This is a genomic window from Wolbachia pipientis (assembly GCF_030373985.1).
Lineage (GTDB): Bacteria > Pseudomonadota > Alphaproteobacteria > Rickettsiales > Anaplasmataceae > Wolbachia > Wolbachia pipientis_D.
This window is the reverse complement of the sequence record NZ_JAUCRB010000001.1, coordinates 176,181-192,546: the sequence shown is the minus strand read 5'-3', so window position 1 is coordinate 192,546 and position 16,366 is coordinate 176,181. Positions and strand designations below refer to the sequence as shown.

Here is a 16,366-nt window from a genome sequence, read left to right as displayed (position 1 = left end):
TTGGAGTATAAGTATGGGTAATGTACCAAAAGGTATAAGACGTTGGCTATTTTCTACTAATCACAAAGACATAGGGACGCTGTACATTATTTTCTCCATATTAGCTGGAATTATTGGTGGATTATTATCGGTAGTTATTCGCACTCAGCTAATGCACATTAATATCGTCAACAGTAACTATCAATTATATAACGTAATGGTTACAGGGCATGCGGTAATAATGGTATTTTTTATGATAATGCCAGCCCTAATGGGGGGATTTGGTAATTGGTTTGTGCCTCTCATGATTGGCGCACCAGACATGGCATTTCCTCGTATGAATAATCTAAGTTTTTGGTTGTTAGTGTCATCTTTTACTTTGCTTATCCTCTCAGTATTTGCTGGTGAAGGCCCTGGAACAGGATGGACTTTATACCCACCTTTGTCGCAAATTATGTCTCACCCAAGTGCAGGAGTTGATCTTGCCATACTTGCTCTCCATATTGCCGGTATATCATCAATTGTTGGAGCGATTAACTTTATAGTTACCATATTTAATATGCGTGCAAAAGGCATGTCATTAACTAAAATGCCACTATTTGTTTGGTCTGTTTTATTAACGTCGTTTATGCTAATTGTCGCTTTGCCGGTACTCGCTGGTGCTATAACTATGCTGCTTACTGATCGCAATATTGGTACTTCCTTTTTTGATCCTGCTGGCGGGGGTGATCCTGTATTATTTCAACATCTGTTTTGGTTTTTTGGTCATCCGGAAGTTTACATAATTATTTTCCCTGCATTTGGCATCATAAGCCAAGTCGTGTCAACTTTTTCTCATAGGCCTGTATTTGGTTATATGGGAATGGTTTATGCAATGATAGGAATAGCAGTATTTGGCTTTATGGTTTGGGCTCACCATATGTTTACTGTTGGGCTTAGTGAAGATGCTGCTGTATTTTTTAGCACTACCACAATTTTCATTGGTGTTATAACTGGTGTAAAAGTCTTTAGCTGGATTGCAACTATGTGGGGTGGAGCGGTTGAGCTTAAAACCCCTATGCTATTTGCATTAGGTTTTATTTTCATGTTTGTTGGCGGCGGTATAACAGGGATAATTCTGTCCCATGGTGGAATAGATAAGCTTTTGCACGACACCTATTATGTTGTTGCTCACTTTCATTATGTTATGTCGCTGGCTGCATTGTTTGGAGCCTTTGCTGGCTTTTATTATTGGATAAGTAAAATGTCGGGTAAGCAATACAATGAGTACCTAGGCAAAATACACTTTTGGCTCACTTTTATTAGCACTAATATCACTTTCTTACCTCAGCATTTTCTGGGATTAGCTGGTATGCCAAGGCGTATACCCGATTATCCTGATGCGTTCATTCCTTGGAATTATGTATCCTCAGTTGGTTCATACATGTCTTTTATTTCAGTTATGTTTTTTGTTTTTATAGTTATACATCTCTTCAAATGGGGCAAGAAAGCTGAAAATAATCCTTGGGGAGGTGATACCTTGGAGTGGACAATATCTGCACCACCACCTTTTCATACTTTCGAAAAACCACCAGTGATAAAGTAGAATGTATACAAATGCTTCGTTAAATGTTGAATCAACAATATTGGATTTCTGGCGTTTGCTGAAGCCAAGGATAATGTACCTTGTAGTATTTACTGCAGTTGCTGGAGTAGTTGCTGCACCAGGTAGCATGCATCCCTTTCTGGCGCTGGTATCTGTTATATGTATTGCTCTTGGTTCAGGGTCTGCAGGTGCCATAAATATGTGGTATGATAGAGACATAGACTTGCTCATGAAAAGGACAAAAAATCGTCCTATACCTTCAGGTAGAGTCTCTGCAGAAAGTGCGCTTGAATTTGGTGTAACTCTTGGAGTATTGTCGGTATTTATCATGGCAATAGCGGTGAACTATATTTCTGCTGTTTTGCTTGCAATTAGTATATTATTTTACGTCTTCATATATACGATTTGGCTCAAAAGACGCACTCCGCAAAACATCGTTATCGGTGGCGCATCAGGTGCTTTTTCTCCAATGATTGGCTGGGCAGCTGTGACTAACTCTGTAAGCTGGGAAAGTTTTATTCTATTCTTAATAATTTTTATGTGGACTCCACCGCATTTTTGGGCTCTATCCTTAAATAAATCTGAGGACTACGCAAAAGCATCGATTCCAATGTTTAATGTTGTGTATGGCGCAGAAAAGACAAGAAAATATATATTAATTTATAGTGTGCTGCTGGTGTTAACTAGCTTGCTTCCAGCTCTATTCTTGAAAAAGGCTCTACTATACTTAAGTATAGCAATCCTTGAAGGTTGTGTTTTTATTTGGTATGCCGTATCTGTTACGAGGCTCAAGAATCACAGCTCGCAGAAAAAAATGTTTTCTTATTCAATTTCTTATCTGTTTTTTCTGTTTACTAGTATTACTTTTTGTTCCATTGATTTTTTTTAGCTATGAAAGCACAGCAGAAACATAAAAACTATTTTTTATTTTTCCTTCTAGTAGTGCTCGTTATTACGTTTTTCTGTATTTCTATAATAAAATTTAAAGGTGTGGCTTAAACTGCCTTTGTACCTATAGGTTTAGTTAAAATTGTCCTTTCATAAAAGCAATTATATACTTTATCAATTCGTACAGTTAAAGATGGATAAAAAGGAAGTGACAATATACGTAGACGGAGCGTGTTCTGGTAACCCTGGAATAGGAGGATGGGCAGCAATTGTATTATTTCAAAATTATAGAAAGGATGTTTATGGTAGAGAGGAAAATACTACAAACAATAAAATGGAGTTAACAGCAGTGATCAATGGACTGAAGGCATTAAAATTTTCTTGTAATATTAATTTATATACGGATAGCCTCTATGTAAAATATGGCATAACGAAATGGATAAATACGTGGAAAATGAACGGTTGGAAAACAAGTAACAAAAAATCAGTAAAAAACATGACATTATGGAAAGAATTGGATAATGTTGCCTCACAGCATGAGATTAACTGGAAGTGGGTTAAAGCACATGATGGCGATAAATACAATGAGGAGGCTGATAGTTTAGCAAAAAAAGCAATAATCGATGCTTAAAAAAATCACTATATTATTTTCTACAGTTTTATTGTTTACATTTTGCTCCTTTATTTTTTTTAAAGGCGAGAGTCCTTTAGAAATTAATATTAGTTATATCAATTTTTGCGTAAAGAATAAAATATCGAGAGTGTTTGCCAACTCAGGTGTCAATATGGAAAATGCCTCAATTGTTTGGCAGAAAAATGGCAAAGATCCGTATCTAGTCGTTACAGGCTTAAAAATAGCACATCCTGATTTTTCTATAAAAATTCCTAACCTTTTTGTGCATTTTAAGTTCAGTTCCTTGCTTAAAGCTAATATAAAATTCTCTCAAGTTTCAGCTGATAATGTGTATGTGTGTATCAACAAGGAAAAAACTGACTTTAAAGCAGTCAACTTTAATCTGACAAATTCCTTGAAAGTAGTAAGGGAATTCTTTTTTGACTTAAATGCAGGTTCAAAAATTGAAATTATTAACATTGCCATCAGCAAAAGTACGGAAGGTGAATTTTTTATTGACAAACTATACGTAGGGAAGGGGGAAGATTCCAATATTTTGGATGTTCATGTTTATACAAAAGATGAAAAAGGGGTTTTGGGTGATTTATCTATTACAATAAAAAATCACAACAATTTGCTAAATATGCATGGAACGTTTTATAACCTAAAATTGGAACCATTTAGCGAGTTTTCCACGCTAGTTAAAAATTACAATTTGGGTAAAGATATAGGATTCAAAGGAAACTTTTCAATGAGAATTAATGGAAAAGATGAAGTTGTGGATGGGAATATATATGTATTAAATACAGAGAATCATTCGGATAAAAGCTTGGCTATGACTAATGTGAATGTAAATTTAACATATAGCGATGGAATCATTAGTGTAAAAAACTTTCACTTCAACCTAAACGGTGCATATCTCTCTTTGATGGGCAAAATGAACTTTAGTACAAATAATGCTCTGCTTAGAGTTAATGTTAGTAAATTTGCTGCAAAAGATTTGTGTACTTATATACCAGATGGTATAGTGAACAGTGAATTTAAAAACTGGTATTGTAATAATATTGATGGAGATATTGTAAATACAGTTATAAGTTTCAACGGTAAAATCAACAGCTTAATTAATAATGATCTATCAGACATTGTGATTGTTGCTGATATAGAAAACGGCAGCGTCAGATTTGATGAAGATTTTGAACAAGTAAAGGAATTAAATGGTGATTTAATTCTCAGGAACAACAATCTCAAAATTACTGTGAATAACGCTAAGTTTCAGAATTTCACTATTGACGGCGGTGATATTGAAATGAACTCTCTCGATAAGGAAGATTCAATTCTAATCATTAATGGTCAGGCTGTAAGTGATGCATACGGTTTATATGAGCCTATAAAGTTTAAGCTGGATGATATAATTAAGACTACAAGGGACAAGATAGGTGGAATAGCAAAATCTGTATTCAGTTTTCGCATTTTTAACTTAAATGCTGATGACAAAAAAGTAGATTTTTCAGCGAATTTTCATTCTGAAATTGACGACCTAGTTATCTATGGTGCAAGTCTTGGTAAATACGACATTAAGATTGATTTTGGTAGAGACTTTTTTGATTTAAATGGCAGTGGTATGGTGAATAATACACAACTGTTATTTGACCTAAAAAGTAGCAACAAAAATGAGGGTTTTACCTGGAATTTAACCGGAGATTTACCTGCTCAAATACTAAAACTTGATGATGGCTACGTCAACGCAAATATAGAATCACTGATAAATCAAGATAAAACAGGGTATGTTAATGGTAGTATAGATTTATCAGAGCTTGAGTCACGTTCAAGCTACTTAGGGTGGAAAAATCATTTTGAAGATCACAATAAAATTTTGTTTTCTACAAGGTTAAAAGGAGCTGGTGAATTGTTGATAGACAAGTTAGATGTTGTAGGGGGCGACTTAGATATAAAATTTGGCGGAAAAGTAGAAAACGGAGCTTTATATTTGAATTCCAGCAACTTTAAATTACCTGATAATGATTTTAGTATAGAAATTAAATTAGGCAAGGGAAAAAATATTATAACTATTTATGGTGAGAAAGTTAACTTGGGTGACATTTTGGGTTTACTTGGTAAAAATAGTAATGGGTTAAACAGTGACATAGAAGTTAGTATGAATGTTGACAATGTAATTATGAGAGAAGGCGTTGTTATCAAAAATGCCAAGCTCAATATAATCTGTACTAAAGGTGATTGCAATGGAAGTCAATTTACAGGACAGTTTTTGGAAGATAACAGTAATATGCTAGCAGAATACAGTGGAATAGGGCTCGAAATGTATGCAGATAATTCAGGTATGCTTTTGCGTTCTTTAGGCATTAGTAAATCAATCAAAAACGGCAAATTGTCTTTTTATCTATCTCCTCAGAGAGAAAGTGGAGAACACTATGGTAAGTTATCTATTAGCAATTTCTACATCAAAGATGCTCCACTACTTACTACCTTGTTATCGATGTCTTCACTGCCAGGTATCGTAAATGCCATAAAAAACGAAGGTGTATACTTTTATAGATGCTATGCGCCTTTTTCATACAAAGATGGTACTGTTGAAATTGAAGAGTCTTGGCTTGAAGGGGCGGAGTTAGGTATTAGCACTATTGGCAAGCTTGATATCAAGGATTATAAATTCCAAGTTGAAGGACAAGTAATACCAGCGTACTCAATTAATAAATCTTTGTTAAAAATTCCTATAATTGGAAAACTTCTTACTGGTGGAAAAAGTAGGGGAATTATTTCAATAGACTACAAAGCAAATGGTGATGACAAAAGTAGTAACGTATCTGTTAATCCTATTTCTTCGCTAACCCCAAGCCTGTTGAAAAGATTATTGGGAGTGTTTGATCACGCTATGACTAAAACTAACGAAGCTATCATCAGCAGCTTAAAAGGCGGTGTGAAAAAGAAATTTAGATAGAAAAAATGATTATGATTGTCTAATAAGTGGTTATTTGACCTAACATCGCGACCTAACTCATTAGCATCAAACTCAAATAAAGAAAGATTATTACCGGATTTTCGATCAGGTTGTTGATTAGGATCTTCCTCTTTAGATCCAAATAACCAGGAGAAAAGTGATGAAATAGAATCAATAATGTAGCTGAATACTTGGAAATAATATTGGATGGCCAAGGCTACTGGGTTGCTGAGTGTCTTGCTGGCTACTGTTTTCCTCTTCTACCTTACTTTGTTCTTCTTTTGAGCCTGTGTGTTTTTGCTCTGGACTTGTGTTGTCTATTTCATGTGGCTTTTTTGTAAGTACGACTCTGTTTTGTTAAAGCATGGCTTTATGGTTTTTTTCTTCCACCTCTCGTCCAATGACATTTGCTATGAGTTCAGTATCAACAAGATTCAAGGTTTGGGTTGTTGCTGGTGGTGAAAAACGTAATTGAAATATGTGATCTAGCTCATGGCCTAGAACAAAATCCATGGAATTTTGTTTATATGTTAGAATATTCTGACAATCTGTTACTCCTCTTGTAATATAACCACGACCACCATCCTCGTTTATACCTAAAAAGTCATTATACTTTGTATAATCGTTTCTGTTGTTGAAAATATAAGCTGTTATATCGTAATTTAAGTTGCTGTTTTTCCAAGTAAAACTTTTCTTTAAATGCCTCTAGGCGGTTTTAATGTCCGTTTCTATTTGATCTTGTTCCTGCTCAGATAAGTTATCGTATTTTACAGTACAATTTATATATTGGTACTTAACGGTAAAGCTGTTAGGCAATATATCGTATATATTAGTCGGAGAACAATGGAACTGCTTTGACTCGGCTTCTTTGTACAATCGATTTCCGTATTTCTTACAAGAATATTTTGACAGTATGGGCACTTTGGTAATTAAGTTTCTGTTATTATCAAAAAAAGAAATGTCTGTATTACCAACTTCACAACTTTGTATAGATTGCCCGCAAGTGCCATCTTTTACGCAGCCATGATGATTTTTGTTTTTCTCATTCCTCGCATCTCACTATTAAATCTTTGCTATATTATTATCCTAGTAAAAATTGTAATAATTCATTAACTTATATTTCAGACTTATAAACTACTCGTAGTCATCTGCTGATGCTACTGAAGGAGAACCTATGGCTCTGTTATCTTATATTATATGTAATCCTATTGTACCTGTTCAACAGGGTAGCAAACTTTGGGCCTAGGCATGCCCTCACTGCTTATTTTTTTTGAGTACTAACAGTAATGGCCTGTTGAGATGACGATGAATTTGCATAGCTTGCCTTAAATGTTATCTTATCCTTACAGTCAAACAATCAACCACTGTTTTCATTTACCTTGTATGTCACAAGGTAAGCACTTCAGTAGCCCAATACTTAGTTATTGTTAAGCATTACGAGTCAAAAGATACGGATTCTTTCCTTATCGCATTACTAGAAAGGGTGTATTCACGAAAATGTGGAACGTCAGATACATAACAATGTGTGATAAGTTTTCCGGTAACGTCCACGCAATTACCATCTATACAAATAGTGTAATTAATGCCTTCCTCGAAGAAATTATTTTCGTGAAAAAATTTATAAGGTCTATCATATATTACCACCATCAGTTGTACAACAGTATAATTACTTTTCCAGTGCTAGTCAAATTGAATATCTTTACTTTATTTCCATAATATATGTTATGTAATTTTCGATATTAAGAAACCCACCTTTCAACCCGCAACTTGCCGAACCTTCAGGTTAGCACTTAGAGGGAAATATTAATGCTGTGAATAACCCCAATTATGTTTAAATAAGAAAATTAGTACCTTTGAAGTGGTTGAGAAAAGAAAGAAGATTGTCTTTCCTTCTTCCTCCTACTTATTTTAACTGTAATGCTTTATACTGTCAGAGTGATAGCCTTGTTCTGTGTTCTTCTAGTTTATTACTAGGTTTTGATATTGTATATGTAATACCACCAGCAACAATCCAACTGCCAACTCGGTAGCTACAGCTATGTCAAATATAGGCAATGTTGGTAATCCAACGTTAGCGGCAAAGCACATCTACCACCGACTGCCAACGCAGCTATAACACCACAACACCACCAATCATTATTGGTTTATTAGTAGTTTTTGCTTTGTTTTTTGGAAACTGTGTAATAAGAACCTTTTGTATAATATATTCCTCTCATTAGCAGCCGCATCTAAAACAGCTTTAATGCTTTTCTGGTCATTAAGAAATGTAGCTAAGACAGCAAGCGACATCTTCATGGTCTCCTATTGCTTTTTTAACCGATTATACAAATTCTCTTGTTCTTCTGTTAAACCTAACATATAATACCTTCATAAGAGCTTAAGTTGAAGTATTACGTATAATTTCAGCAAAAAAGTCAAGAAACCATAAGGTACTATAGGTCACTCACATACTCAAACAAGAAAAAGGTGCTCGTGCTTGAGCAAGAAATGTTATTTATAGAGTCGTTCTTCTTCAGCAGCTCATTAAACTTGTTCTTTAAATGCTCTGTCCGTGTAACTTTAATTATCTAAGCCTTTGTCTTCTTTTCAATATATCTACACACTAGGATGGATAGTTCGTATAAAATCAACATTGGTACAGCAAGCCCTATTTGGCTTAGTACATCAGGTGGAGTTAAGATTGCAGCAATAATAAAAATTATCACTATTGCAATTTTGCGTTTATTTGATAAACTTTGCGCGGTAAGTAACCCGACTTTAACCATTAACGTGAGTATGACTGAAATTTGAAATGCAGTGCCAAACGCAAACATGAATTGAAGAACAAGGTCTAAATATTCGCTAACTGACGGCATAAACTCTATTGGTATACCGAAAGATTTGCTGCTATGTTCAAAAGCAATAAAAAACTTCCAGGCCAAAGGAAATATGTAGTAATAAACTACAGCGCCTCCCGTTATAAACAAAACTGGTGTTGCAATTAAGTATGGTAACAACACTGCCCTTTCACTTTTATATAATCCAGGTGCTAAAAACATATAGAATTGCCATGCAAACACGGGAAAAGAGAACAAAAGTGCGCTCATTAATGCAACTCGGAGATATACAAAAAACGCTTCTGTTAAGTCTGTATAGATTAAAGAAAAGCCATCACTATCTTTTGTAATATCTATTAGAGGTGCAAGTAAAAAACGATATATACTTTCTTTAAAGTAGTAACAAAAACCAAAAGCAATGCAAAAAAATAGAAAGCAAGAAATAACCCTTCTTCTTAGCTCTGCGAAATGCTCATAAAATGAAGCGTATTTGTATGGATTGCTGTTCATACTCTATTATAACACAATAATGTTATGTCTAACATTCTCAGTGAAAAAGCCCATTCGTTATCGTACCATGCTGCAACTCTATAGATATCACCTGTGACATATGTACCGGCTAAATCCACAATCGCACTGTAAGGGTTGTGCACAAAGTCTATTGAAACTAAAGGTTCCTTGCATACAGAAAGTACAGAAGGGTTTTTTGCTATCCAATTAGATTCCAGCGTCACGCGCTGGAATGATGTGGAGAGAGCTGCATCTTTAAACATTTCATTTATTTCTTCAGCCGTTGCCTTTTTATTGGTAGTAAATGTAAAGTCGACCATAGAAACATTGCTAACAGGAACTCTGACTGCAGTACCATCTAGCTTTCCTTTTAATTCAGGAATGACAGAACCAATTGTTTTTGCTGCTCCAGTTGTAGTTGGCACCATAGATAATCCGCAAGCCCTTGCTCTGCGTAAGTCCTTATGATTACTATCAAGAACATTTTGATCGTTTGTATAGGCGTGTATAGTAGTCATAAAACCGCTTTTTATACCTAAATTAGAGTGTAGAACTTTTACAATCGGAGCAAGGCAATTAGTAGTACAAGAACCTGCTGATATCACCTTATACTCTTTTTTGAGCATATCGTTATTTACACCATAAACTATAGTTACATCGCTATCTACAACTGGAGCAGAGACGATTATTTTCTCTGCTTTATGCCTCATTGCTTCTGCACGTTTGTTGAACGCGCCAGTGCATTCGAGTACTACATCGACATTCCAAGGGATATTTTCAGGGCTCCGTTCTCTATATAAAAAAAGCTTTCTGCCATTTATAAAAATCCAATTCTCAGGCTCGTTAAAATCAATATCACCATTAAATTTGCCATGAACAGAATCATACTTAATCAAATGTGCGTGCTGCTCAGCACTGAGTGACCCATTTACAGCTACGACTTCTATTTGTTCACCATATTTTTCTACTTCAAAAATAGCACGCAATACACTTCTGCCTATTCTGCCAAGGCCATTAATTCCTACACGAATTTTCATCTCTTCATCTAAAAAGTTTAATTATAGAGAATATTACTCGATATTTCAAAAGTTCAGTAAAAAACTTAAGGTATTTTATGCAAATTACATCAAATTATTAGGGCTGCATGTCTTTTAAATTTTTTCTACATTCAGCCAAGTCAAGCTTAAACTAAGCGTCAGCACATTATTACAGCGCCAATTTAAAGTATTAGAGGGTCAAACTCACTACCTGGTGTTTTGTTTGCCTTTTTTCCTATTTGGTAAATTTCTTAGTATTTAGATTGATTGCAGTTTTAAGAGTTTGAGAGAGATGTCATCCAAGTAGCTGAAACTGGGATATAGGAAATAGGACGATGTCATCCCAGTTTCAGCTACTTGAATAATACCCTGCCGGCAGGCTCGAATCATAATGTTCGTACAGTTGTGCATTATATGCTAGGATGATAGAAGAGAAGCACTGGAATGACAAGAAAGGGGAACTGAGATCTTTGTTGCTTTTATAGTATCTGTATCATTTTGCAACTAAAAAAGTGCTTCCCTTTTCTAGAGTACTGCATGTATTAGTGTCGCAGTGCATTGCAAATTGTTTGAAATGGAACTTTCGACATTATGATCTACAAGGAGATTATGAATAGCAAGTTTCTGTTTGTTGTTGTCAATAAAAAGTGTAGAAGAAAACGGCGTTTTTTCTGGCTATGCAAGGCGTTTTTAACATAGTTGATGAACAAAATGGCCTGATATCTTACCTGGAGCGTTTAAAGAAAATCTGAATAAAAATAAAATAAAGCTCCTCTGGCAGTATGATCCAAGTGAACTTATAGGCAGCATTTTGAACTATGGGAGATCAGCTTGGTTACTTTTTCCGCAAGTTTAGCTGCCTAGGTAGTTAATGTAAAGAGTCAGCACATGAACAAGAGACGTTAACAAGAGCAATAGAAGAGGCAAATTAAAGTTCATTATACATGCAAAATTTTGCCATAAATATAAATACTTACTTAACATTAAAAATGCTTAAGTTAAACTTGATGTCTGTATTAACATTATTTTACACTAGTACGTATAATTTGATTGCTACTTTTGGTGATTGTTAATAAAATTCAATTTTGGTCTGAAGAAGGTTTTTAGAGTTTAAAAAATGGAGCTGTTTTATGCTTAGCACTGACAATAAAAATGATGTTAAAAAAGAAGAAAGAAAATACAGCTGGTTCACTGTATTTGCTTGGTTGTACCTAAAAACAATTGGACGAATGTTACTAAAGAGGTGGAACAAATGGGCAGAAAATATTTTGTATTATTATAAAGTTACTAGAAATAGTGGAATTCAGACTGACGGTTTTAAGGCAGTGAATGGAAGTGTTCAAACTAATTTAAAACCCGAAGTTGCAGAAAAAGAGAGTCAAACTAGAGTAATGAGCAAAAATGGAGGAGTTCAGACCGATGGAGTAGTTTGTCAAGATATGACAATGCAGAGCGATTGTGTTGAAACAATAGATAAAAATATTGAGGTTGATTTAAAACCCGAAGTTGCAGAAAAAGAGAGTCAAACTAGAGTAATGAGCAGAAATGGAGGAGTTCAGACCGATGGAGTAGTTTGTCAAGATATGACAATGCAGAACGATTGTGTTGAAACAATAGATAAAAATATTGAGGTTGATTTAGAATCTGAAGTTGCAGAAAAAGGGAGCGCAACAACGAGCGAAGATGAAGAAATTTGCTCTGAAATAAGTAGTGAATTCACTAATAAAGATCCCTCTGATATTGAAGTATACAGTGAAAGTGAATTAGTTTGGGATGATTACTGTGAGGTATACGAAGATGATGTTGAAGAATTAAAGGAGAAACTGGAGGATGCAATTCAGAAACTTAAATGCTTACAAAGCGTCTTCCTAAAGGGGGAAAGTGGGAAATTGAGGTCTAAAAATGAAGAGCTTAAGGAGGGAAAATCTGAGGTGACAATAGAAAAGGAGCAATTAAAATTGCAACTTGCAGAATATAAAGCAGAAGTGGGGAAAAAAGTTAAGAAAATAAGTAGTTTAATAGAGTTAAATAAAGAATTAGATCAAAATTTAAAGTTAAGCGCAAACAAATTAGCTGCTCAATTAGTTGAAGTTGAGAAATTGAAAAAACAACTAGAGAAAGTAAACTGGGGACAAGAAGCATTAACCCTGTTCTATATTGGTCAAGAACATCAGATAGAAGAGCTACTATTGGAAATTGACTTCTTAGAGGAGCAAAATGGAGAATTGAGACCTATAAATAAAGAACTTAAGGAATCCTTTGTAAAACTTAAAGACGACATGGAAGATATCTTTTTCGAAGCCTCTATTTTGACTGCTGAAAAAAAAGTAAACTTCATTGAGAAGTATGCAAATGACCTATATAATGAAAAATTTGTGCTGTCTTTTATAGATTTTTTGCCTAAAAATGCTCTGGAAAAGTCAATGGAAACTGAGACAAAATCTTTAGGTTCAAGTGGTATCCAAAAGCTAGCAAAAAGTATAGGCAATAAATTTTCATTACTAGAAAAGACAAACAGCACACCCAACTCTTTTATGAGTTGCACTAGCAGCACTGCAAGAATACATTTAGTGAACAGTCAGAGAGCAGTTAAAACAAATTTTTAGCATAAAGTAACAATTCCTCTTTTGTTAAAGTGTATGAGCTATCTTCCCAATATTGTTTTAGCAACTCTAAGTTTCTACCTAAACTTTTTCCTGGCTGATAACCTATATTTATCAAATCATCACCGGATAAAGGAAATTTCGGAATGTTAAATATCTTAGTAAATGAAATGTATCCATCAACATTTATTCCAAATTCAACACCACAAATTTTGACCAAATCACAATATAATTCCTTACCAAACAAAGATATGTATTTTTTTTGCTCTTTTTCTGAAAGTTCTGTTTTGATATTATTGGATAGTAAAAATAATAGCTTTTTCTTTTGCTTGTTCGAAAAACGTAAAAACTCGCTTACGTATTCTCCGAAACTTAGTCTGTCATTTTTTTCGGTAGTTCTAAGGAGTAACGCTAATTTTACTAGTGCATCAGTCCCGAAAAGAAGTGACGAAGACAGAATTTCACATTTTACCTCTTTTGGAATAACTTTTTGTAACACATCAGATTTTTGCATGTTCTTAAGTGTTGGAACAGGATCATCGCACTCCAGCAATTTAAACATTTCGTCTCTTATTCTCTCTCCAGAAAGGTTTTGGATCATATGCGAATGCTTTTTGCATGCGTTCAATATTTCATCACTCAAATCCCCGACACATATTTTTGCATGAAAACGAAACGCTCTTAAAATGCGCAAATAGTCTTCTTTAATTCTATCTTCAGCGTTGCCTATAAAGGTTAACCTTCTCGCTTTTAAGTCTTGAGTGCCACCAAAGTAGTCGTATATATGTCCATGTTTGTCTGCGTATAGAGCGTTAAATGTAAAGTCACGCCTTGAAGCATCAGCTTGCCAATTATTGGTAAATTCTACCTTCGCATGTCTCCCGTCAGATTTAATATCATGCCTTAGAGTTGTGATCTCAAAGAGTCTATGATTTGACACCGCAGTAATAGTTCCATGTTTTAAGCCGGTTGGAATAGCTTTTATATTATGGAGTTTTAGAGCTTTAATTACTTGGTCAGGCAGCAGATTAGTGGCTAAATCAATATCGTGAACATCGCTCTGCAAGATTGAGTCCCTTACACACCCGCCAACAAGCCTTGCCTCACCACCAAATTTCTCTACGGCATCAATGATTAAACTAGTCTCATGATCAACTTGCATTTAGATTAGCACTGACTGCAAATCATATTATATGAAATGCAAACATCTTTGAAAAAAGACATACATAAAAATATATAGGGCTATGACATTTATTTTACAGGTATTTGTTGCTGTTGATGAGGTGTTATTACTCTTGGTTCTTCTATACCATAGCTTGGTAAAGAATTTTGCTTTTTAGAGCGTTGAATGTTTTGTTTTATACACTAACGCACTGCCCTACAACATCACTAATTTTTCCACAGCATTTTTTGCCAATAACTTATCAAATCTCTCTTCACCCTTTGCTCTCTCAGGGCTGTCTTTTGAAATATTACAATATTCTAAAATCTCTTCTATTTGAAGTTTTTTTGCTAATAGAAAGTCTTCTTATTTAAGTTTAGCTTCATCTTGTAGTTGTTTCGCTAAACTTTTATTTTTATTAAGCAATGGTTTAAAATGAGCATGGCCTTCGTTTATTATATGTATGGTATTGACATCATAGTTTACATCATTTACAGACTTAGACTTTGACTCATTTACAATTTAATTACCCCACACTTCACCATGTTTTTCAACAATATGCAATTTTACACCATACTTTTTGCAAAGTACCCTGCCTTCAATGTCAGGATCACCCTACCTTTCATTACGCATAATGTTTACTGTATAAGCATCTACAAATCTCACTGTAGCGCTGGCCATTGTTATTATAATTATTAGCAATTCCACTTATAAACCATTCTGGCGGGTCATTTTGCGCAAATCCCTTACAAACATTTCTTAATTGTTCTACAGTGACTTTTTTATTCCCTTTTACTGCTTTAAACCTTGCCTGAATGAGTCAAAAAAACAGCTTCCATCAGCTATCGCTTTCCCTATATAGAAATTGTCAGGGTAAGGATTACTATTTGAAGAAGTTACTTCTTGCATTGGGACCTTGAACCTTTTTATTCCAACTTTAACATTATGGAAATCACTTGGTAATTCCCATTTTCTAGGCACAGTAATCATAATTCTTACCTTATTCAAGCTATATACTATTGTACTAACAAAATTGTTAATAAGTAACTAGTTAAGTGTAGCAAAAACTTTTAAATCATGCAATAATTATTAGTTTGACATAGTAAATATGAGCTTTAACTGTGGCATAGTTGGATTACCAAACATAGGAAAATCAACCTTATTTAATGCGCTTACACAATCAAGTGCAGCAGAAGCTGCAAATTACCCTTTCTGCACAATCGAGCCAAATATCGGCAAAGTGCCAATAAGAGATCAGCGTTTAAAACAAATCGCAGCAATTGCCGGTTCAGAGAAGGTAATCTACAGCCAATTAGAAGTTGTAGATATTGCAGGTCTGGTAAAGGGCGCAAGCAAAGGTGAAGGGCTCGGTAATAAGTTTTTGAGTCATATCAGAGAAGTTGATGCTATCATTCATTTGCTCAGATGCTTTACGGATGGCAATATCAGCCATGTGCACAACAAAATAGATCCAATATCAGATGCTGAAGTGGTAGAAATGGAATTAATCCTAGCTGATATTGATAACATAGAAAAAAGGTTACCTCAACTAGAAAAGAAAGCAAAGCAAGGTGGTAAAGAGCTAAAAAGACAGCTTGATTTAATGCAGGAGGTTTTAGCTACCCTAAAATTGGGTCGACCTGCAAGAAGTTTAGGAAATATGGACAAAGTCGAAATGAAGCCACTTCAATTATTGACAACAAAACCTGTTGTGTATGTCTGTAATGTTGAAGATACACACATCATAACTGGAAATGAACTGTCTAAAAAGGTAGAAAAAATGGCAAAAGAAAACAGGAGTAAATTTTACTGTATTTCAGCAAAACTTGAAGCAGATATAGCAAATCTTGATAGTGAAGAAGAAAAGCAGAGCTTTTTGTCAGAATTTGGCTTGAAAGAGTCAGGACTTGATGGAGTAGTGCGTATTATGTATGAAGTGCTGAGTATGATAACTTTCTTTACTGTGGGGCCAAAAGAGGCACGTGCATGGCCAATAAAGATAAGGTCAACAGCTGACAAAGCAGCAGGTGTGGTTCACACTGATTTTGAAAAAGGCTTTATAAGAGCAGAAACAATAAGCTTTGACGATTACGTAAAATATAAAAGCAAATCAGATTGCAAAGATGCAGGCAAAATTCGCTTCGAAAGCAAGGATTACATTGTACAAGATGGCGATATAATGCACTTTAGGTTTAATGTGTAACAGACTAACCTACC

At 34.7% G+C, this 16,366-nt stretch carries 11 protein-coding genes; 6 read left to right on the top strand and 5 right to left on the bottom strand.

The features are described from left to right. Positions 1–13 precede the first annotated feature (13 nt). From ctaD to QUS22_RS00965, 4 genes are all read left to right on the top strand, one after another. On the top strand, positions 14–1,564 hold the full coding sequence (gene ctaD / locus QUS22_RS00980; RefSeq protein WP_289513129.1) for a cytochrome c oxidase subunit I: 1,551 nt from the start codon (positions 14–16) through the stop codon (positions 1,562–1,564). Position 1,565: 1 nt separating this feature from the next. Beyond that, positions 1,566–2,453, top strand: coding sequence for a heme o synthase (locus QUS22_RS00975; protein ID WP_289513128.1), 888 nt, complete (start codon positions 1,566–1,568; stop codon positions 2,451–2,453). A gap of 192 nt (positions 2,454–2,645) precedes the next feature. Then, entirely contained in the window at positions 2,646–3,083 is a 438-nt protein-coding gene (gene rnhA / locus QUS22_RS00970; protein WP_289513127.1) for a ribonuclease HI, read from the top strand. Beyond that, positions 3,076–6,021, top strand: coding sequence for a YhdP family protein (locus tag QUS22_RS00965; RefSeq protein WP_289513126.1), 2,946 nt, complete (start codon positions 3,076–3,078; stop codon positions 6,019–6,021). Before rnhA ends, QUS22_RS00965 begins: the two co-directional genes overlap by 8 nt. 1,434 nt (positions 6,022–7,455) lie before the next feature. Here the strand turns inward: QUS22_RS00965 and QUS22_RS00960 are convergent. The 3 genes from QUS22_RS00960 to gap form a co-directional block, all read right to left on the bottom strand. Then, the gene (locus tag QUS22_RS00960; RefSeq protein ID WP_289513125.1) at positions 7,456–7,668 is read right to left on the bottom strand and encodes a hypothetical protein; all 213 of its coding nucleotides are present in this window, start codon (positions 7,666–7,668) and stop codon (positions 7,456–7,458) included. A gap of 920 nt (positions 7,669–8,588) precedes the next feature. After that, positions 8,589–9,347 (bottom strand): twin-arginine translocase subunit TatC, encoded by a 759-nt coding sequence (tatC, locus tag QUS22_RS00955; protein WP_289513124.1) that lies wholly within the window; start codon positions 9,345–9,347, stop codon positions 8,589–8,591. After that, positions 9,344–10,384 (bottom strand): type I glyceraldehyde-3-phosphate dehydrogenase, encoded by a 1,041-nt coding sequence (gap, locus tag QUS22_RS00950; protein WP_289513123.1) that lies wholly within the window; start codon positions 10,382–10,384, stop codon positions 9,344–9,346. The genes tatC and gap overlap by 4 nt, the downstream gene beginning before the upstream one ends. A 1,130-nt stretch (positions 10,385–11,514) precedes the next feature. Here gap and QUS22_RS00945 point away from each other — a divergent pair. Further along, positions 11,515–12,990 (top strand): hypothetical protein, encoded by a 1,476-nt coding sequence (locus QUS22_RS00945; protein ID WP_289513122.1) that lies wholly within the window; start codon positions 11,515–11,517, stop codon positions 12,988–12,990. Here the strand turns inward: QUS22_RS00945 and QUS22_RS00940 are convergent. Continuing rightward, positions 12,974–14,149, bottom strand: a complete 1,176-nt coding sequence (locus tag QUS22_RS00940; RefSeq protein ID WP_289513121.1) for a CCA tRNA nucleotidyltransferase — start codon at positions 14,147–14,149, stop codon at positions 12,974–12,976. The two genes, QUS22_RS00945 and QUS22_RS00940, sit on opposite strands and share 17 nt — an antisense overlap. Positions 14,150–14,941: 792 nt before the next feature. Beyond that, positions 14,942–15,157 (bottom strand): hypothetical protein, encoded by a 216-nt coding sequence (locus QUS22_RS00935; RefSeq protein ID WP_289513120.1) that lies wholly within the window; start codon positions 15,155–15,157, stop codon positions 14,942–14,944. 100 nt (positions 15,158–15,257) lie between these two features. On the opposite strand from QUS22_RS00935, the gene ychF reads away from it, so the two are divergent. Further along, entirely contained in the window at positions 15,258–16,352 is a 1,095-nt protein-coding gene (gene ychF / locus QUS22_RS00930) for a redox-regulated ATPase YchF (RefSeq protein ID WP_289513119.1), read from the top strand. Positions 16,353–16,366: the final 14 nt, after the last annotated feature.